Origin of the sequence: Halomonas sp. JS92-SW72 (assembly GCF_003547075.1) — a bacterium.
In the GTDB taxonomy this organism is placed as follows: Bacteria; Pseudomonadota; Gammaproteobacteria; order Pseudomonadales; family Halomonadaceae; genus Halomonas; species Halomonas alkalicola.
The window spans coordinates 3,700,887-3,719,911 of the sequence record NZ_CP032147.1 but is presented as its reverse complement, the minus strand read 5'-3'; the positions used below and the strand labels follow the sequence as shown (position 1 = coordinate 3,719,911).

Genomic DNA, 19,025 nt, shown 5'->3' with positions numbered 1-19,025 from the left:
TCGGCCGGATGACCGCCATGCCCCATCCCGAATTTAACCGGCCACGGCTGCCCGTGGCCGGCCTCACCCCCATGACCACCCTGGACTACCCGGGCCACCTGGCCTGCGTGGTGTTTCTGCAGGGATGCCCGCTGCGTTGCGGCTACTGCCACAACCCCGGGATGCTCGCGCCCCGCCGTGCCGCGCCCGGCGAATGGGCCGAGGTGGAAGCCTTCCTGGCCAGGCGCCAGGGGCTGCTCGATGGCATCGTCTTCAGCGGCGGCGAGCCCACCCTGCATGCCGACCTGCCCGTCGCCGCCGCCCGGGCGCAAGCGCTCGGCTTCAAGGTGGGGCTGCATACCGCCGGGGTCTACCCGCGGCGCCTGGCCGAGACGCTGCCGCACCTGGCGTGGGTGGGGCTCGATGTGAAGGGCCCGGCGGCGTGCTTCGACGCCATCGTCGGCTGCCCCGGCCTGGCCGCCGCCCACGCCGAGAGCCTCGAGCTGCTCTCGAGAAGCGGCGTCGCCTTCGAGTGCCGCACCACCGTTCACTGGCGCGATCTCGACCTGGAGAGCCTGCGCCGCCTGGCCCTCGACCTCGCCGAATGGGGCGTAACCCGTTACGCCCTGCAGGTGGCCCGCCCCGGCCGCTGCCTCGATCCCGCCTACGCCCGCCCGGTGCCCAGCGCCCCGACCCTCGGCGAGCTCGAAGCGCTGGTGGAGACCCTGGCGCCGGCCTTCGAGCGTATTGAACTGAGGACGTAAGCCAAAGACGACACTGCCTTGTAAGCCATTGCCCACTGGTGCTCAGGCGGCTTAGGTGTCAGGCTGCTAGGTTACAGAATGTTGCCGGCACGCCGCCATGTGAAGAGCGGACGGCCAGGCAGCCAGTGAAAGACGCGTAGGGAACCACTGATGATCCTCAAGGAAAAGGATGCCTACAGCGGCACTGATGAGCGAGGCTACTATGGCCACAAGCAGGAGCAGGACGTGGCCTTTCACCTGCGCCGAGAGTTCGGTGACAGCGAGCAGGTTCGTATCATCCATGACCTGGTGATCGAGCACGGCGGCGAGCGCGCCCAGATCGACCACTTGGTGATCCACCCCTACGGCTTCATCATCATCGAGTCAAAGAGCATCGTTGGCGAGGTGCAGGTCAACGCCGAGGGGGAGTGGTCTCGCAGCTACAAGGGCAACTGGAGCGGCATGCCATCGCCGATTCGCCAGGCAGAGCTGCAGCAGGACCTGCTCAAGACCCTGCTGCGAGACCATGTGGGACAACTGCTGGGCAAGCTTCTGGGCATCCAGACGCAGATTGGCGGCCGTGAGTGGCGCACGCTTTGCGCGATTTCCAGCACCGCCATCCTGCATCGTAAGAAAATGCCGAAGGACGTGGCCGACAAGGTGGTCAAGACCGAGTTCGTGGCCAAGAAAGCGAAGGAACTCATCGGTAGTCTGAGAGGTGGCCTGCTCAAGGGGCGGCCGTGGTTCTCGATGCAAGAGCTCGAGAATATCGGCACCTTCCTCCTGACGCATACCGCAACGGTGCAGACGGAACCCGAGAAGCCGGCGGAGGTGACAGCGCTTAACGAGCCGATTCCCAGTGCCGCCCCCGTCAGCGAGCCGGCTCCGAGGAGCTATGTGGTGACTGATGCCGAGCGTCTTGCCGCAGAGTCACCTGCAGACACTGCCGTTCCCACCGAAAAGCTGCTGACCTGCAAGCAATGCGGCGAAGCCGACAACCTGGTGGGCATGTATGGCCAGTACGGCTATTACGTCAGGTGCGCCAGCTGCAATACCAATACCTCGATGAAGCAGCCCTCATGCCCTGCCTGCGGCTGGAAGGCCGTTAGAGTCTCGAAGGATGGCCCGAGCTACACGGCGACATGCCGGAAATGCGACCACCAGTATCTGGTCTATCGCCAGGTAGAGGGGAGTACGTAATGGCAGATCATGACCCTAAGCTGACATGCCGACAAAGGCGGCGAGCACGCAGGTTAACATTATTGAACGCGCGTGCTACTCCAATTGGAATATCGAGCATGCAGTCTAATGCCTATTAGCCATCGCAAGGAGGCGAAGTGCACGATTACTCGATAGATAACCATCCAAAAGAGAAAATTCTGTTTGGTTTGGCGTTCATCGCTATCACGGCAGCTCCAATTCTGAACGATGCTGTCAGGGCCGGCTTGGCGGCTGTAGAGGCACTTTCAGGTATACCGGCCCCGCCAGTGACCGCCATTCCGGTGTTTGGTTTTTTTATTGGTCTCTATCAGCTCTTTAACCAAAAACTTTGGAAAATCGGTTGGGTTCGGAAATTCTTGCTTGTTCCTGATCTTAACGGCGAATGGGTATGTAAAGGCGAAACGATGCTGAAGAATGGTGCTAAGGCCGATTTTCAGTGGGAGGGGAAGATAGTTGTAACGCAGTCTTGGTCAAAAATTCGCGTTCATCTACAAACAAAAAAGTCGTCTTCAAAAAGTGTGTCAGCGAGTATTTTTCATGACAAAGGGGTCGGATACAGGCTGCAGTATTTGTACGAAAGCGATCCTACGGCAGCGGCGTTAGACTTGAACAAGCACGATGGATTTGCCGAAATTTTGTTCTCAGAAGACTGTCTATCAGGTAAGGGGAACTATTTCACGGATCAGCATCGGCAAACCGTTGGCATTTTGAGCGTTACAAGGAGTTGATATGGCAACTCGATTAGATCGGCTAGCTAGCCGCAGGACAGACCAATCCGTTACGGAAGCAAAGCTTCTAAATGAAGCGTATCGGCACATCGAACAAAGCGATTCGGTCCGCTACGTAATTGGCTCGATGCAGCCGATTGATCCGGAATACACGAAGAATACTTTTGCACAGGGCGAACGAGTTCGAAATCAACTCGAAAAACGACTGTATGACAAATGTGAGTATGAGTATCAGGGATCGGTGACAAACGATACCCACATTAAAGCTCGTAGTGATATTGATCTTCTTGTACTCACTGGGAAGTTTTATACACTTGAAAATCCCCAAGAACCTTCTATTCCTTACAAGGGGAACCCCCTTCAGGATTTAGTAGATCTGAGGGCGGACGCAATCGCCTCATTGGAAGCTGCGTTTCCCGAAGCTACGGTAGATTCGAGTGGTGGAAAGTCGGTTTCCCTGGAAGGCGGTTCTCTTCGCCGCAAAATTGATGTTGTGCCCTCTAACTGGTTTAACACGAACAAGTACAACGAAGCCGGGCAGAAGGTGTATAGAGGAGTGCAAATTCTGGACGCAAAAAATATGGAGCGTCTGAGTAACACTCCTTTTCTACATAATGCCTGGATCGCCTATAAGGATAATCAGACGAATGGCGGGCTGCGCAAGGCAGCAAGGCTGATGAAGTCCTTGAAGTACGACACCGAAGCAATTGACCTTTCAAGTTACGACTTAGTATCTATTGCCTTTTGTATGTCCGACGGCGATCTAAGCGTCCCAAAAGGTCAAGAGCTGTCTTTGTTGAATTCATGTTATGAATTTTGCGTGTTATTGCAGGAAAATGCTGTCTTGAGAAATTCGCTTGATGTCCCGGACGGCCATAGAAAGATATTTGCGGCGGGGCACGCCACGCTTGATGGGCTGAACCAACTTACCGCCGCACTTGGTGAGTTGGTTTCAGATGTGTTGAGGGAAAACCAGAGGTCATTCAGGAAGCTTGCAGAAGCGCGCGTTGAGTACTGAGCGGGTGGCAACTAACAACACGTTGCAGGCGACGTTTGACCCGCTTCGCATCCTCGCTTCCGCAAGGCTGCACACCGCATCATACGCGCCTGAACGTGGGCGTTATATGAGGGCGGTCTGAAAGACCGCTCTTGGCCGGTAGCAGCCGTGAATCATATGGTCGTTTTCTTTACGCTCGCAGATCTCCCCTCCAGGAGGCCCTGGAGGGGCGGTTTTCTGTAAAGTAATTGCGTAAATCTTTCTATGCAAAGAAAAGGTGTGTTTTCTTTCTGCTGTCAGCCACGAATGAGCCGTGCGCCGGGCGTTGTCTGGTAACCGAGCTCATCGCGGTCGCCGGGTTGTGCCCGGTATGGCGTTATTGCCCCCTATGTGATGCGCGATCTCGTCCTGAGTTGCCCAACATCAATTGTCCTCCTGAACCGCAGGCGCTAGGCTTCCTATATCCCCCTGGGGGGATATGAATTGACATGCCTGGTGGACTCGGGTCACCCCGCATCAACAAGAGGAGCGGTATGGAGCTGTTTCGGGATCGCCGCTATCGCCACCTGTTCTCCGCACAGGTGATCGCCCTGATCGGCACCGGGCTGACCACGGTTGGCCTGGCGCTGCTGGCCAGCGAACTGGCCGGGGAGCGTGCCGGTGAGGTGCTGGGCACGGCACTGGCGATCAAGATGATCGCCTATGTGGGCATCGCCCCGGTGGTGGGCGCCTATGCCACCCGGCTGCCACGGCGTGCCTTGCTGGTCACCCTCGACCTGCTGCGCGCCGCGGTGGTGGTGAGCCTGCCGTTCGTGACAGAGGTGTGGCAGATCTACCTGCTGATCTTCCTGCTCAACGCCTGCTCGGCGGGCTTCACGCCGGTGTTCCAGGCCACGATTCCCGACATCTTCGAGGACGAGCGCCGCTATACCCGGGCGCTCTCCCTGTCGCGCCTGGCCTATGACTTGGAGAACCTGCTGAGCCCGCTGATCGCCGCCCTGCTGCTGGTGGTGATGTCCTTCAACCTGCTGTTCGTGCTGAATGCGGCGGCTTTCCTGCTCTCGGCGTTGCTGGTGGTCAGCGTGTCGCTGCCTTCGCCGCATCCTCAGACGACCGGCGGCGGGGTCTGGTCCAGGCTGACCCAGGGCATGAGGCGCTACCTGCACACCCCGCGGCTGCGCGGGCTGCTGGCTCTCAACATGGCGGTGGCCGCGGCCGGCGCCATGCAGATCGTCAATACCGTGGTCTATGTGCGTCATGCGCTGGGCATGGGGGAGATCCACGTGGCGATCGCCTTCGCGGCGGCGGGGGGCGGGTCGATGGTCGTCGCCCTCAGCCTGCCCAGGCTGCTGGTGCGCCTTGACCAGCGGCCGGTGATGCTGGCGGGCGGCCTGCTGATGAGTGCGAGTCTGGTGGCGGGGCTGACGGCGCCGGGCTTTGCGGTGCTGCTGCTGCTGTGGTTCGTGCTGGGCGCCGGGGCCTCGATGGTGATGACGCCCACCGGCCGGCTGCTCAAGCAGTCCTGCCGGGCCGAGGAGCGCCCGGCGCTGTTCGCCGCCCAGTTCTCGCTCTCCCATGCCTGCTGGCTGGTGGCCTATCCGCTGGCTGGCTGGCTGGGGAGCACCCTGGGCATGATGACCGCCTTCGCGGCCCTGGCCACCCTGGCCCTGGCCGCCACCCTGCTGGCCGCGCGTCTGTGGCCGGCGCAAGTGACCGAAGCGCACGCCTGATCACGCAAGGCATGCCTTGTCATCGATGGTGGAAAGGCGGGTGGAGCCGGTGGGGCCAGCCACGCCGCTACAGGTAGCGGACGATGGCCTTGAAGTCCTCGATTTGAGCCTGCTGGCCTTCCGTCCTGGCGCCGATGGCCTCGTCCAGGCAGTGATCGATGTGATCCTGCACCAGGGTTCGCTTGGCCTGCTGGATGGCCTTCTCCACGGCATGCAGCTGCTGGGCGATATCGAGGCAGGGGCGGCCTTCCTCGATCATCTGGGTGACGCTCTGCAGGTGGCCCCGGGCGCGGTTGAGCCGCTTGATGATGGCGGGGTGGCTCTCGTGGGCATGTGGTGGCATCTTGGGCTCCCTGTCGTTGTTCCTATCCCCATGGGGAGGATGGTAAGCTCCTGCCGGCAGCGTGCCAATGCCGCCCGTCGCGGCCTGGCACCTGCGTTCCCGGTTTCCGCCCTCATCCTGGTTGGCTTTCGATGCTCCACCGGCTGCGCCATCGCCTCGGCTACCTGATCCTGCTGCTGCTGTTCGTGCCCGGCCTGGGCCTGACCAGTGCCGGCGAGGCGCGGGCCCATGGGCCGCTGGGCGTGGCAGCGAGCGAGGCGGCGCAGCAGGAGGCGGAACGGGACAGCCATGGGCACTCCCACGTCCATGAGCATGACCACGGGGACGGCCGCCACCTCCACCACGACAGCGGCAGCCACTTCCACGAGACGGCGGATCGCCTCGGCACGGGCGTCAGCCTGGCGCCGGGGTTCCGTGACGCCCCGCGGACGGTCGCCCGGCACGGCGTCCCGCTGCGCCGTGTCTATCGCCTGGAACGCCCCCCACGGCCGGCCATCGCTGGATGACCGGGGCCGTCCGCCGGACGGCCGATACCCAAGACTGACCCGTGGAGGTTTCATGTTCCCATCCCGAATGGGGGATGCGCCGGGCGTGCCTGACAAGGCCCGACGCCATGCCCTGACCCTGCTCACGCTGCTGGTGCTGCTCCTGGGCTCCAGCGGTGATGCCCTGGCCCACGCCGTCGCCGAGGGCGACAAGGGCTATATCCAGGAAATTTACGGTGTTCACCTGCTCTCGTTCGTTTACCTCGGCGCCAAGCACATGGTGACCGGGTACGACCACATCCTGTTTCTGCTGGGGGTGATCTTCTTCCTCTATCGGATTCAGCACATCGCCATCTACGTCAGCCTCTTCGCCATCGGTCACTCCACGACCATGCTGCTGGGGGTCTACTACAACATCGGCATCAACAGCTACCTGATCGATGCCATCATCGGGCTCTCCGTCGTCTACAAGGCGCTGGACAACATCGGCGCCTACCAGCGCTGGTTCGGCGTTCAGCCCAACACCAAGGCGGCGACCCTGATCTTCGGGCTGTTTCACGGCTTTGGCCTGTCGAGCAAGATCATCGAGTACGAGATCTCGCCTGACGGCCTGGTGCCCAACCTGCTGGCGTTCAACGTCGGGGTGGAGGTCGGCCAGCTGCTGGCCCTGAGCGCCATCCTCATCGTCATGGGCTTCTGGCGACGCACCGCCGGTTTCCTGCGCCACGCCTATACCGCCAACGTCGCCATGATGTGCGCCGGCTTTGTGCTGATCGGCTATCAGCTCACCGGCTATTTCGTCGCCTGATTCAGGGAGTCCACGATGTACAACACCGACCTACCCACCCGTGCCGAGCTGCCCTCGACTGGCAAGCTGATCCGTTCCACCCTGGTGGCCGCCGTGGTGGCCGTCGCCCTGCTGGTGACCGTGGTGCTGCCGGCAGAGTACGCCATCGATCCCACCGGCGCGGGGCGCCTGCTGGGCCTGACCGAGATGGGGGAAATCAAGCAGCAGCTGGCCGAGGAGGCCGAGCTCGACCGGGCGGCGACCCAGGCCGCCGCGGACCAGGCGCCCCCGGCCGGAGCGGAGCAGCAGGCCCAGGCACCGGCGGAGAGCCAGGTCGCCGCCGATACCTCCCCCGAGGCCACTCCCGAGCCGCCGGCTATCGCCTCAAACGGCGAGACCGAGCCTGCCCAGGAAGTGGTGCAACCCGAGGCCGACCAGGCGGTGGCGGACGCCACCGCCACTCAGGAGCCGGCACCGGAGGCGAACGGGGCAGCCACCTGGCGTGACGAGGTGAGCTTCACCCTGACCCCGGGCGAAGGCACCGAGTACAAGCTGACCATGGAGGAGGGGGCCGTCGCGAGGTTTGCCTGGATCTCCGAGGGGGGACCGATCAACTTCGACACCCACGGCGACGGCAACGGCAACTCGATCAGCTACCAGAAGGGCCGCGGCGTGCCCGAGGACGAGGGCGAGCTGGAAGCAGCCTTCACCGGCAACCACGGCTGGTTCTTCCGCAACCGCAATGACAACGATGTGACCGTGGTGCTGCGCATCAACGGTGACTACGGGGAGCTGAAGCGTATGCTGTAAGCCGGCACTGCCCTCATCGCCCCGGCCAAGGAAGACGGCCGGGGCGATGATGCCGCTTTGGGCCTTTGGAATTATCGAAAAGCCAGCAACAGCTTATTCTCAAGTGCTGCCATCAACACTTACGAAGGCTTGGTACACGTCGTCTAGCAACACGCCCACATGAGCAAGCAGGGCATCATCATCCGCACACCGCTCCCGGGCGCCGCTCAACATCAGCCTCAGCCCCGCCGCCTCGGGTACGGGAGCACCACCGACGTCCAGGTAGTGCACCAGTTCCCCGAGCCTGACCAACGCGGGATCCGCCACCAGCCCGAAACTTGCCAGCAGCACTTCGAAGGTGACCTTGTCGTCGACATGGGTGAAGGCCGCACCGTCGAAATCGAACCCCAACGCTTCCGGCGGACACTGAGTCGGGCTTTCCAGCCAAACGAAGCGCGCCTCGGGGTCGATGAAGCGCTGAATCAACCAGGCCGAGGCCACACGATCCACCCACAGGTGACGACGGGTGGCCCATAGTCGGCCGCGAAATGCGCTTCGCTCCAGACAGGCAATCTCGGGAGTTAAGCTCAAGTCTTGTGTATGGAGGGAAGTCGAGAGGGTGACGTATCCTGCTGATTGCAATCAGCAGGATACGTCACCCTCTCGACTTCCCTCCATACACAAGACTTGAGCTTAACTCCGGGGATCGACTGATGACGCTATTCGTCAACCGCCTGACCCAGCTCGACGTCTCCTGGTGGTGCCCGACCCGTGGCCTGGTCGGCGCCAGCTGGCAGGTGGACGTGGAGCTCGACGGGGAGCTCGGCGAGGACGGCATGCTGTTCGACTTCGGCGAGGTGAAGCCGTGGATCAAGCAGCGCCTGGATGCCGGTGCCGACCATACCCTGCTGGTGCCCACCCGGGCCCCCGGCCTGGAGCTCCACGACTGCCGCGAGGGGCTCTGCGTGCGTACCACCCTGCCCTGGACCATGGAGCTGCGCGCCCCACGCCAGGCGCTGACCCTGCTGCCCTGGCGGGAGATCCGCGCCGAGCGCCTGGCCGACCACCTGGCGGCGGAGCTGATGCGCCGGCCGCCGCCGCGGGTCAGCGATATCCGCCTGCGCCTGCGGGAAGAGGAGATCGAGGGAGCGGCCTACACCTACAGCCATGGCCTGCGGCGCCACGCCGGCAACTGCCAGCGCATCGCCCATGGCCACCGCTCGCGGCTACATATCTGGCAGGGCGGCAAGCGCGTTCCCGAGCTGGAGCGAGAGTGGGCAGAGCGGCTCGCGGATCGCTACCTGGTCGACCAGGCCGATATCGTCATGGACGAGGAGCCGGCCTGGAAGCAGATGCTGACCAGCCGCTATCGCACGGCCCAGGGGCAGTTCTTCCTGCGCCTGCCCAGGGAGCGCTGTGAGGTGCTGCCGACGCCGACCACGGTGGAGTGGATCGCCGACTGGCTGGCCCGGCAGATCGCCGGCGAGACGGGGCGCGCCACCCGGGTGCAGGCCTTCGAGGGGATCGACAAGGGCGCCATCGCCCAGGCCTCGCCATGACGGCAGGTGCCACGCCCGCCGACGACGCGCCGGCAAGCGCAGCGGCCTGCCGGCCGGGATGCGGCGCCTGCTGCATCGCCCCCTCGATCAGCACGCCGATTCCCGGCATGCCGGACGGCAAGCCGGCCGGCGTGCGCTGCGTGCAGCTGGATGAGGACAATCTCTGCCGGCTGTTCGGCGACCCGCGCCGGCCGGCAGTATGCGAGCGTTTCGGCTTCGATGCAGCGCTGTGTGGCGAACGCCGCGAGCAGGCTCTGGAGCGCATCGCCGCCCTGGAGAGCGCCACCGGCTAGCGTCACGGGATGGCGTCAGGCGATTCGGCCCATCGCCTTAAGCTGCACCAGCAGCTCGGCCACCTGTTCGGCGGGCTTCTGATACTCCTGCATCAGCGCCCGAAGTCGCTCCTCGAAGCTCTGCTCGACGTTCTTGTCGAAGCTATCCTCGACGCACTTCTCGACATTCTCCTCAACGCTCTTCTGGCGGGGCGCTTCGTGCTCCTCCAGTGGAGGCGCGGTTACCTCGGAAGGCGCATCGGGCATCCCTGACCGTCCATCGGGGTTATCGAGTTCGCGAAGCGCTTCGGCAAAGGCATCATCGAGTTCACGGAACTTGCGCAGTTTCTCACGCTCGTCCATCGGTTTGCGCTGGGTCTGCTGTTTCATCAGTTTCCGGTCGTTCATGGGGACGGCTGGGGAGATGAACATCGAACCCGGCAGGCGTTAACCAGCCACATGTCAGCGCGATGTCCTGAGTCATTATTATACCGCCAACGTCCTGCCCGGCGAAGGGCCGGGACCATGATTGCGGCACGCCCCAATCGGCAACAGCTTATCGCGACTGTGCACCAGCGCGCATTCAACTTGCCCAAACTTGCCTTTGCCAACCCTTAGGCCGCATAAAGTAACCAGGCCGTCAGGGCGCTGATCATTTTTGCAGCGACTGCAGACGTCGCCAGGCGGAAAATGAACGGACGCCCCGTACCGGGAACCATCGCGCAAGGAAGGGGCCAGACCATGTTCAACGAGATGATGCGAGCTGAGATCTGGCTGGAGGAGACGCTCGCCAGCGGAGAGAGCCTCGAAGAACTGGCCGCACGTCTGGGCTACTCCAGCTCTCAGGTACGCCGCCGATTCCGTCAGTGCTTCGGGCTATCGCCGAGCGCCTACCGGGAGAGCCTGCGCCTGGAGAAGGCCGCGCGACTGCTCACCTTCACGCCGCGGGGCGTGCGCGAGATCGCCGGGCGCTGCGGCTATACCAACCACTCGGCCTTCAGCCGGGCCTTTCAGCGCCGCTACCACCAGAGCCCCCGGGAGTTTCGGCTCAACCGGCACAGGGCGCTCAAGGCCGCTCGCCCGACTGCGCTGGCGGTGCCGCCCACTCTCCACACCCTCCCCCCGCGCACTGCCGTGGTCACCCGCTGCTATGTCGGCACCGAACAGCTGACGCCGCCCGCGACATGGCCACGGATGCTGTGGGGGGAAGAGCCGCCGTCAGGCATTCCGATGGACGCGCCGGCCCTTGCCCTGCTGCATGATCCCTGCCAGGCATGCTCGCTGCCCAAGCTCGACCTGGGGGTGATGCTGGCGCCGGGGCTGACCGACAGCCTGGCCATGCCGCCCTCGCTGAGGGTGGTGACGCTGCCAAGCGTGCGCACTGCCAGCCTGTCATTGACCGCGGTTGACGACCTCGACAGGACCCTGGAGAGCCTGCTTACCGACACCCTGCCCACGCTGGGTGAGCACTACAGCGGGGAGGCAATCCGCCTGATCGCCGACGGAGACGCCCTCGAGTTGCAACTGCCGCTGATGCCGCCACCCAATACGACGACGGCGCCCTGAGGGCGCCGTCGAAAGGCCGAAGCGTCATAGCGGTCGCGCCGCCTTACTCCTCGACGCGCACCAGCCAGGACTCCACGGTTTCGCTGCCGTGCTCGTCCTTCCACGCCTTCAGGGTCTTGTGGTTGCCGCCGCGAGTCTCCACGACCTCTCCGGTAGTGGGGTTCTTGTAGATCTTCAGCTTGCGCTTGCGACGCGCTCCTGCCGGCGCGGAAGCGGCCTTGGGCGCTGCCGCTGCGGGCTTCGGGTTGAGCAGCTCGATCACATCCGCGGCGCTCTTGTCGAACTCTCGCATCAGCGACTCGAGGCGCTCCTTGAACTCGAGTTCCGACTGCAGGCGCTTGTCGTTCTGCAGCTTCTCCATATTGGCCTGGAGCTGTTTCAGCTGCTGTTCCATCTGCATGTATTCGTTGATCAGGGACATGATCCGACTTCCTTCTTTCGAAATGATAGGTGCAACGGGTGAGCGATTATCTGACAACGGAGTTATAACTTGCAACAGTCTGGATGATAGCAGCACTCAACGCAACTCGAGTATTGTCGGTTCTGTGTGATAACAAACTTCGAGCAGCGACTCGACGAGACATTATCTTTCGCCATGAAGTACAACAGCCAGGTTTCATGAAATCAAGCAAGGCGTCACTGCAAGCGTCGAGCGCGAGACTCTCTTGACCGGCGACTCGAGAAGGACGCAAGCGCGCCCCGAACTCGGCCGATACACCGAACACCAGCGCTAAAAAAACCGCCGCCCCGAAGGGCGGCGGTCTCTGGTCCGACGGGAACTGGCTTCCCGATCAGTCCTGACCCATCTGCTGCTTGATGAGGTCGCCGATGGTGGTCGGGCCACCCACTTCGACGTTCTCTTCGCGCAGCTTCTTGAGGTTCTGACGCGTCTCGTCCTGGTCCTTGGCCTTGATGGACAGGGCGATCTGACGGTTCTTGCGATCGACACCGATGATGCGGGCCTCGACGCTGTCGCCTTCGTTCAGGACGTTGCGAGCATCCTCGACGCGGTCGGCGCTGATCTCGGACGCCTTGAGCACGGCAACGACATCGGTAGCCAGCTCGACCTGGGCCTGCTTGGCATCGACCTCGACCACGCGGCCGGTGACGATGGAGCCCTTGTCGTTGACGGCCAGGTACTCGGCGACCGGATCGGTATCCAGCTGCTTGATACCCAGGGAGATGCGCTCACGCTCCGGATCGATGGAGAGGATCACGGCCTCGGCCTCGTCGCCCTTCTTGAAGGAGCGCACGGCCTCTTCGCCGGTCTCGGTCCAGGAGATGTCGGAGAGGTGCACCAGACCGTCGATGCCGCCATCCAGACCGATGAAGATACCGAAGTCGGTGATCGACTTGATGGTACCGGCAACGCGGTCACCCTTGTTGAACTGGGAGCTGAAGGTCTCCCACGGGTTGGCGGTGCACTGCTTGATGCCCAGGGAGATACGACGACGCTCCTCGTCGATATCCAGCACCATGACGTCCACATCGTCGCCCACCTGGACAACCTTGGACGGATGGATGTTCTTGTTGGTCCAGTCCATCTCGGAAACGTGGACCAGGCCTTCGACACCCTCTTCCAGCTCGGCGAAGCAGCCGTAGTCGGTGAGGTTGGTGACGACGGCACGTACCTTGGTGCCTTCCGGGTAACGATCCTTGATGTTGACCCAGGGATCTTCGCCCAGCTGCTTGAGACCCAGGGAGACGCGGTTGCGCTCGCGATCGAACTTCAGCACCTTGACGCTGATCTCGTCGCCCACGGCCACGATCTCGCTCGGATGCTTGATGCGCTTCCAGGCCATGTCGGTGATGTGCAGCAGGCCGTCGACGCCGCCGAGGTCGACGAAGGCGCCGTAGTCGGTCAGGTTCTTGACGATACCCAGGATCTGCTGGCCTTCCTGCAGGGTGGCGAGCAGGGCCTCACGCTCGGCGCTGTTCTCGGCTTCGAGCACGGCACGGCGGGAGACGACGACGTTGTTGCGCTTCGGGTCAAGCTTGATGACCTTGAAGTCGAGTTCCTTGTTCTCGAGGTGCGTGGTGTCGCGCACCGGACGCACGTCGACCAGGGAACCCGGGAGGAAGGCACGGATGGAGTCGACATCGACGGTGAAACCGCCCTTGACCTTGCCGTTGATCACGCCCTTGACGATCTCGTCCTTCTCGAAGGCAGCTTCCAGGATCTTCCACGCTTCGGCGCGCTTGGCCTTCTCGCGGGAGAGGCGGGTCTCACCGAAACCGTCCTCGACGGCTTCCAGAGCGACGTGAACCTCGTCGCCGATGGCGATGGACAGCTCGCCATTATCGTCGCGGAACTGGGCCGCGGGGATCTGACCTTCGGACTTCAGGCCGGCATTGACGGTGACCCAGTCACCCTCGATGTCGACGATGGTAGCCACGACGATCGCGCCCGGCTCCATGTTGATGTCCTGGAGAGATTGTTCAAACAAGTCAGCAAAGCTTTCGCTCATGATGTTCCTACGTGATCAACGTTAATTGCGGTCATGCCGCTTCCTCCGCACCACCAGCGAGTGCGGGCCTTATTTACCAAACCCCCGGAGATGTTGGCGCTGGTTCGACCTGGCTCGGCTATCGGGAATCGCTACCCAGCCACGTCATCACATGCTGCCGGAGGCGCCGCAAGGGAGTTTCAGGTGGCGGACGCCAGACCTCGTTCGGTCAGCAGTTCCGTCAGCCGATCCACCACTTCCGGTATCGTCAGGCGCGTGGTGTCAAGCGTGATGGCATCGTCTGCCGGCTTGAGCGGGGCCACGCTGCGTTGCATATCGCGTGCATCGCGCGCCTGAATCTCCTTCAAAAGACTCGATAGACTAGCATCCACCCCCGCTTCCCGCAACTGGAGCTGGCGGCGTCGCGCCCTCTCCTCGGCGCTGGCGGTGAGGAAGATCTTCAGCGGGGCCTGCGTGAACACCACCGTGCCCATGTCGCGGCCGTCGGCGACGAGGCCCGGCGGCTTGCGAAAGTCGCGCTGGCGGCCCAGCAGCGCCTCGCGCACCGCCGGCAGGGCGGCGATCCGCGAGGCGGCATCGCCGACCTGTTCGGTGCGGATGGTGGCGGTGGCGTCATCCCCCTCAAGCAGGATGCGGGTGGCCTGCGCCTCGGCCACGAACACCACGTCGAGCCCCGCCGCCACCCGGGCAAGCCCGGCCTCGTCATCCAGCGCCACGCCGTGCTTGCCGGCGGCCAGTGCGGTGAGGCGGTAGAGGGCACCGGAGTCAAGCAGGTGCCAGCCCAGGCGCTCGGCGACCAGGCGGCTGATGGTGCCCTTGCCGGCCCCGCCGGGGCCGTCGATGGTCAGTACCGGCACGGCAGTCTCGGCGACGGTCATGCGCCCTCCTCGGCCGCTTCCTCCTCGAGGGCGAGCCCCACCTTGCGCGCCAGTTCGGTGAAGCCGGGGAAGGAGGTGGCAACGTTGGCGCAGTCGTCAATGATGATCTCGTCACCGGCGCGCAGGGCGGCGATGGCAAAGGACATGGCGATGCGGTGATCCTCGAGGCTGTCGATGCGCCCGCCGCCATAGTTGGGGCCTTCGGCCTTGCCACCACCGACGATGTCGATACCGTCGGCGACCAGCGTGTGCTCGACGCCGATGGCGGCCAGGCCGTCGGCCATGGCCTGCAGGCGGTCGGACTCCTTGACGCGAAGTTCCTCGGCCCCGCGCAGGCGGGTCACCCCTTCGGCATTGGCCGCGGCGATAAAGAGCGCCGGGAATTCGTCGATGGCCAGCGGCACCTGGTCGAGGGGAATGTCGATGCCCTTGAGCGGGGCATGGCGGATATGCAGATCGGCCACCGGCTCGCCGCCCACCTCGCGCTCGTTCTCGAGGCGCAGGTCGGCGCCCATCAGCCTGAGGATATTGATCACGCCGATGCGGGTCGGGTTGATGCCGACGTGTTCCAGCACCAGATCGGCCCCCGGGGTGATGGCCGCCGCCACCAGGAAGAAGGTGGCCGAGGAGATGTCCGACGGCACATCGATAGGCGCGGCGGTCAGCTTGCCGCCGCCCTGAAGCCAGCAGGTGTCTCCCTCGCGCTGCACCTCGTAGCCGAAGCCGGCCAGCATGCGCTCGGTGTGGTCGCGGGTCGGCGCAGGCTCACGCACCCGGGTCTCGCCCTCGGCATAGAGACCGGCCAGCAGCAGGCAGGACTTCACCTGGGCGCTGGCCATCGGCATGTCATAGGTGATGCCCTTGAGCGCGCGGCCGCCATGGATATGCAGCGGTGGACGACCGCCCTCGGCGGTATCGATCACCGCCCCCATCAGGCGCAGCGGGTCGGCCACCCGGCCCATGGGACGCTTGGTCAGGGAGGTATCGCCGGTGAGCTCGGTGTCGAAGGCCTGGCCGGCCAAAAGCCCGGCAAACAGACGCATGGCGGTGCCGGCATTGCCCACGTAGAGCGGCCCCGACGGCGCCTTGAGGCCGTGCATGCCGACCCCGTGGATGGTCACGCGCCCCTGGTGGGGGCCCTCGATGGCCACGCCCATCTCGCGGAACGCCTGCAGGGTGGCCAGGCTGTCCTCTCCCTCCAGAAAGCCCTTGACCTCGGTGACCCCCTCGGCCAGCGCCCCGAGCATGATGGAGCGGTGGGAGATCGACTTGTCGCCGGGCACGCGAATGCGGCCGGTCACGGTGCCGCCCGGGGCGACCCGGTAGCGCAGCTTGCCTTGCTGTTGCATCTGATATTCCGCCTGATAACTGGTCTTGTTGAGCAGGGATTCGAAGTAGTGGCGCGCGTGACGGGCGCGATCGAAGGTGGCGAGCATGGCATCGCTGTCGCCATGTTCGATGGCCTGGCGAATCCGCGCCAGGCCGGCCTCGAAGTCATCCAGGGAGGCCAGCACCGCCTCGCGGTTGGCGACGAAGATGTCGCGCCACATCACCGGGTCGCTGCCGGCGATGCGGGTGAAGTCGCGAAAGCCCCCGGCGGCATAGCGGAAGATCTCCAACCGCTCGTCCTGGCGCGCCAGGGTGTCCACCAGGGAGAAGGCCAGCAGGTGCGGCAGGTGGCTGGTGCGGGCCAGCACCTGGTCATGGCGCACCACGTCCATCTCCAGCACCTCGGCCCCGCACGCCTCCCACAGGGCACGCACCCGGGAAAGCGCCACCGGGTCGGTATCGGGCTCCGGGGTGAGGATCACCTTGTGGCGCAGGTAGAGCTCGGGGTTGGCCGCCGCCACGCCGCTCTTCTCGGAGCCGGCGATGGGGTGGCCCAGCACCAGACGGGGCGGCACGCAACCAAAGGCCTCGCGGGCGCAGTCGCGGATGGTCGCCTTGGTGCTGCCCACATCGGTGATCACCACATCGGGGGCGGCCCGGTCGATCAGCCGGGCCAGCTCCGCCATCACGCTGCGCATGGCCAACACCGGCACCGCCAGCACCACCAGGGAGGCGCCCTCGATGACGGCGGCGAGCTCGGTGTCGCCGCCGTCGATCAGCCCCATCTCGATGCCGCGGGCGATCTCGCCGGGGTCCGGATCGCATGAGTGGATGGTGCCCTGAAAGCCGGCGGAGCGAAGCGCCGCGGCCAGGGAGCCGCCGATCAGCCCCAGGCCGACGATCAGCAGGCGGGGGTCATTGACTCTCACCACCACGCCTCAGAGCACGCCGACCGGGTAGGAACCGAGCACCTTCACCTCGGCGGCGCGCAGGCGCACCTCCTCGAGGACCGCGGCGACCCGGGGCTCGTCGCGGTGTCCCTTGAAGTCGATGAAGAAGACGTAGTTCCACGCCCCGCTGCGTGAGGGGCGGGTCTCCAGGCGGGTCATGTCGATCTGGTGGCGATGGAAGGGCTCCAGCAGGTCGTGCAGCGCACCCGGCTGGTTGCGCATGGCCACCACAATGGAGGTCTTGTCCTCGCCGGACATGGGCACGTCCAGGTGGCCGATGATCAAGAAGCGCGTGGAGTTGTCCGGGCGGTCCTCGATCTTCTCGGCCAGGCGGGTGAGGCCATAGAGCTTGGCGGCCATGTCGCCGGCGATCGCCGCGCTGTGCCACTCGGTCTTGACCAGGCGCGCCGCCTCGGCGTTGGAGGAGACCGGCACCCGCTCCGCCTGGGGGTAGTGGGCGTCGAGCCACTTGCGGCACTGGGCGAAGGACTGCGGGTGGGAGTAGATACGCGAGACCTTGTCCTGGCGGGTGGTCTCGCCCACCAGCAGGTGGTGGTGGATGCGCAGCACCACCTCGCCGCAGATGCGCAGGCTGGAATCCATGAAGGAGTCCAGGGTGTGGTTGATCACCCCTTCGGTGGAGTTCTCTACCGGCACCACGCCGTAGTTGACCGCGCCGGCCTCCACCTCGCGGAACACCTCGTCGATGGCCGCCATGGGCAGGCTGATGGCGCTCTCGCCGAAATGCTTGAGGGCCGCCTGCTGGGTGAAGGTGCCCTCGGGGCCCAGATAGGCCACCTTGATGGGCTGCTCCAGCGCCAGGCAGGCAGACATGATCTCGCGGAACAGCCGGGCGACCTCCTCGCTGTCCAGCGGGCCCTTGTTGAGCGCCATGATCCGGCGCAGCACTTGGGCCTCGCGCTCGGGCCTGTAGAAGACCGTGTCGGGGTCCTCGGCGGTCTTGACCTGGGCCACCTGCTGGGCGCACTCGGCGCGCTCGCTGATCAGGCGCAGGATATCGCCGTCCAGGGCGTCGATGCGCTGGCGCAGCGCCTCCAGATCGATGGGGGTATCACTCATGCTCGTCAGCCCCTTCTCTTCTCGAAATCGGCCATGAACTCCACCAGCGCCTCCACCGCGGCCTCGGGCACGGCGTTGTAGAGGCTGGCACGCATGCCACCCACGCTGCGGTGGCCCTGAAGGTTGAGCAGCCCCGCTGCCTCGGCCTCGGCCAGGAACGCCTCATCCAGGCGAGCGTCGGCCAGCACGAAGGGCACGTTCATCCGCGAGCGGTTGGCCACCGCGATGGGGTTGGAGTAGAGCTCGCTCGCGTCGATGGCCGCATAGAGTCTGGCGGCCTTGCGGGCGTTGATCGCCTCCATGGCGGCCAGCCCCCCTACCTCGTCCTTGAGCCACTCGAACACCAGCCCGGCCAGGTACCAGCTGTAGGTCGCCGGGGTGTTGATCATGGAGCCGGCATCCGCCAGCGCCTGGTAGCCGAAGAGCGACGGCATGTCGGCACGGGCGCGGTCGAGCAGGTCATCGCGCACGATCACCACCACCAGGCCCGCGGGCCCGATGTTCTTCTGGGCACCGGCGTAGATCACCCCGAACCGCGAGACATCCAGGGGGCCCGAGAGGATGCTGGAGGACATGTCGCACACCAGCGGCGCCTCGGAGCCATCTGGACGGCGAACCTCGGGGATGTAGTCGAAGGCGAGCCCACCGATGGTCTCGTTGGCGGTGTAATGCAGGTAGGCCGCATCGCTGGAGAGCAGGATCTCCTCCGGACGCGGCACCGCCAGGTGGCCGCCGGCCTCGCTGGCGGCCGCCACGTGAACATCGCCGAACAGGTGGCGCGCCTCGGCGATCGCCTTCTTGCTCCAGATGCCGGTGTTGACGAAGTTGGCTCGCCCGCCCGGGCCGAGCAGGTTGTAGGGTACGGCGGCGAACTGCTGAGTGGCCCCACCCTGGGTGAAGAGCACCCGGTAGTTGGCCGGAATGGCCAGCAGCTCGCGCAGGTCGGCCTCGGCCTTCTCGGCGATGGCCACGTACTCCGGCGCGCGGTGACTCATCTCCATCACCGACAGGCCACGGCCGTGGTAGTCGAGCAGCTCGTCGCGGGCCCGCTCGAGCACCGCCGTGGGCAGCGCGGCCGGACCGGCGCAGAAGTTGTAGTGGCGATGAATGGGGGGCAGCCC

General features: G+C 64.5%; 20 protein-coding genes. 11 read left to right on the top strand and 9 right to left on the bottom strand.

Annotated features, from left to right (window positions below; all coding sequences use genetic code 11):
* Nucleotides 1-17: 17 nt before the first annotated feature.
* The 5 genes from D1793_RS17515 (at nt 18) to D1793_RS17505 (ending at nt 5,398) form a co-directional block, all read left to right on the top strand.
* On the top strand, nt 18-743 hold the full coding sequence (locus tag D1793_RS17515; protein ID WP_346426386.1) for an anaerobic ribonucleoside-triphosphate reductase activating protein: 726 nt from the start codon (nt 18-20) through the stop codon (nt 741-743).
* A gap of 150 nt (nt 744-893) precedes the next feature.
* Nucleotides 894-1,922, top strand: a complete 1,029-nt coding sequence (locus D1793_RS17510; RefSeq protein ID WP_119023277.1) for a nuclease-related domain-containing protein — start codon at nt 894-896, stop codon at nt 1,920-1,922.
* 137 nt (nt 1,923-2,059) lie between these two features.
* Nucleotides 2,060-2,671, top strand: coding sequence for a hypothetical protein (locus D1793_RS19550; protein WP_162900010.1), 612 nt, complete (start codon nt 2,060-2,062; stop codon nt 2,669-2,671).
* A gap of 1 nt (nt 2,672) precedes the next feature.
* The gene (locus D1793_RS19545) at nt 2,673-3,689 is read left to right on the top strand and encodes a hypothetical protein (protein WP_162900009.1); all 1,017 of its coding nucleotides are present in this window, start codon (nt 2,673-2,675) and stop codon (nt 3,687-3,689) included.
* Between the two features lie 512 nt (nt 3,690-4,201).
* Entirely contained in the window at nt 4,202-5,398 is a 1,197-nt protein-coding gene (locus tag D1793_RS17505; RefSeq protein ID WP_119023276.1) for an MFS transporter, read from the top strand.
* Between the two features lie 67 nt (nt 5,399-5,465).
* Here D1793_RS17505 and D1793_RS17500 read toward each other — a convergent pair whose 3' ends face one another.
* Nucleotides 5,466-5,741 (bottom strand): metal-sensing transcriptional repressor, encoded by a 276-nt coding sequence (locus tag D1793_RS17500; protein WP_119023275.1) that lies wholly within the window; start codon nt 5,739-5,741, stop codon nt 5,466-5,468.
* Nucleotides 5,742-5,872: 131 nt separating this feature from the next.
* Here D1793_RS17500 and D1793_RS17495 point away from each other — a divergent pair, with 131 nt between their 5' ends.
* From D1793_RS17495 to D1793_RS17485, 3 genes are read left to right on the top strand one after another with little or no spacing between them, the layout of a single operon-like run.
* Entirely contained in the window at nt 5,873-6,247 is a 375-nt protein-coding gene (locus D1793_RS17495) for a hypothetical protein (protein WP_119023274.1), read from the top strand.
* Nucleotides 6,248-6,299: 52 nt separating this feature from the next.
* The gene (locus tag D1793_RS17490; protein ID WP_119023273.1) at nt 6,300-7,034 is read left to right on the top strand and encodes a HupE/UreJ family protein; all 735 of its coding nucleotides are present in this window, start codon (nt 6,300-6,302) and stop codon (nt 7,032-7,034) included.
* A gap of 15 nt (nt 7,035-7,049) precedes the next feature.
* Nucleotides 7,050-7,823: a hypothetical protein gene (locus tag D1793_RS17485; RefSeq protein WP_119023272.1), complete on the top strand. Its 774-nt coding sequence runs from the start codon at nt 7,050-7,052 to the stop codon at nt 7,821-7,823.
* Between the two features lie 99 nt (nt 7,824-7,922).
* On the opposite strand, the gene D1793_RS17480 is transcribed toward D1793_RS17485, so the two are convergent.
* The gene (locus D1793_RS17480; protein WP_276110595.1) at nt 7,923-8,393 is read right to left on the bottom strand and encodes a chromate resistance protein ChrB domain-containing protein; all 471 of its coding nucleotides are present in this window, start codon (nt 8,391-8,393) and stop codon (nt 7,923-7,925) included.
* 122 nt (nt 8,394-8,515) lie between these two features.
* Between D1793_RS17480 and D1793_RS17475 the strand changes: the two genes are divergently transcribed.
* Both D1793_RS17475 and D1793_RS17470 read left to right on the top strand, forming a co-directional pair.
* Nucleotides 8,516-9,361: a 6-carboxytetrahydropterin synthase gene (locus D1793_RS17475; RefSeq protein ID WP_119023271.1), complete on the top strand. Its 846-nt coding sequence runs from the start codon at nt 8,516-8,518 to the stop codon at nt 9,359-9,361.
* Nucleotides 9,358-9,654, top strand: a complete 297-nt coding sequence (locus D1793_RS17470; protein WP_119023270.1) for a YkgJ family cysteine cluster protein — start codon at nt 9,358-9,360, stop codon at nt 9,652-9,654. Before D1793_RS17475 ends, D1793_RS17470 begins: the two co-directional genes overlap by 4 nt.
* Nucleotides 9,655-9,669: 15 nt before the next feature.
* Here the strand turns inward: D1793_RS17470 and D1793_RS17465 are convergent, their stop codons facing one another.
* Nucleotides 9,670-10,023, bottom strand: coding sequence for a hypothetical protein (locus D1793_RS17465; RefSeq protein WP_240407710.1), 354 nt, complete (start codon nt 10,021-10,023; stop codon nt 9,670-9,672).
* A 351-nt stretch (nt 10,024-10,374) separates the two neighbouring features.
* On the opposite strand from D1793_RS17465, the gene D1793_RS17460 reads away from it, so the two are divergent.
* Nucleotides 10,375-11,199 carry an AraC family transcriptional regulator gene (locus D1793_RS17460; RefSeq protein ID WP_162900008.1) on the top strand — a complete coding sequence of 275 codons (825 nt, stop codon included), beginning with the start codon at nt 10,375-10,377 and terminating at the stop codon, nt 11,197-11,199.
* A 43-nt stretch (nt 11,200-11,242) separates the two neighbouring features.
* Here D1793_RS17460 and D1793_RS17455 read toward each other — a convergent pair whose 3' ends face one another.
* The 6 genes from D1793_RS17455 to serC all read right to left on the bottom strand — a co-directional run bounded on the left by D1793_RS17455 (nt 11,243) and on the right by serC (nt 19,013).
* The gene (locus tag D1793_RS17455) at nt 11,243-11,620 is read right to left on the bottom strand and encodes a histone-like nucleoid-structuring protein, MvaT/MvaU family (RefSeq protein WP_119023268.1); all 378 of its coding nucleotides are present in this window, start codon (nt 11,618-11,620) and stop codon (nt 11,243-11,245) included.
* Nucleotides 11,621-11,990: 370 nt separating this feature from the next.
* On the bottom strand, nt 11,991-13,667 hold the full coding sequence (gene rpsA / locus D1793_RS17450) for a 30S ribosomal protein S1 (RefSeq protein WP_119023267.1): 1,677 nt from the start codon (nt 13,665-13,667) through the stop codon (nt 11,991-11,993).
* A 179-nt stretch (nt 13,668-13,846) separates the two neighbouring features.
* Entirely contained in the window at nt 13,847-14,545 is a 699-nt protein-coding gene (gene cmk / locus D1793_RS17445; protein WP_119023266.1) for a (d)CMP kinase, read from the bottom strand.
* Entirely contained in the window at nt 14,542-16,803 is a 2,262-nt protein-coding gene (locus tag D1793_RS17440) for a bifunctional prephenate dehydrogenase/3-phosphoshikimate 1-carboxyvinyltransferase (protein ID WP_119023742.1), read from the bottom strand. Before D1793_RS17440 ends, cmk begins: the two co-directional genes overlap by 4 nt.
* Before the next feature lie 9 nt (nt 16,804-16,812).
* Nucleotides 16,813-17,904, bottom strand: a complete 1,092-nt coding sequence (gene pheA / locus D1793_RS17435) for a prephenate dehydratase (protein ID WP_119023265.1) — start codon at nt 17,902-17,904, stop codon at nt 16,813-16,815.
* Between the two features lie 5 nt (nt 17,905-17,909).
* The gene (gene serC, locus D1793_RS17430; RefSeq protein WP_119023741.1) at nt 17,910-19,013 is read right to left on the bottom strand and encodes a 3-phosphoserine/phosphohydroxythreonine transaminase; all 1,104 of its coding nucleotides are present in this window, start codon (nt 19,011-19,013) and stop codon (nt 17,910-17,912) included.
* Between the last annotated feature and the right edge of the window lie 12 nt (nt 19,014-19,025).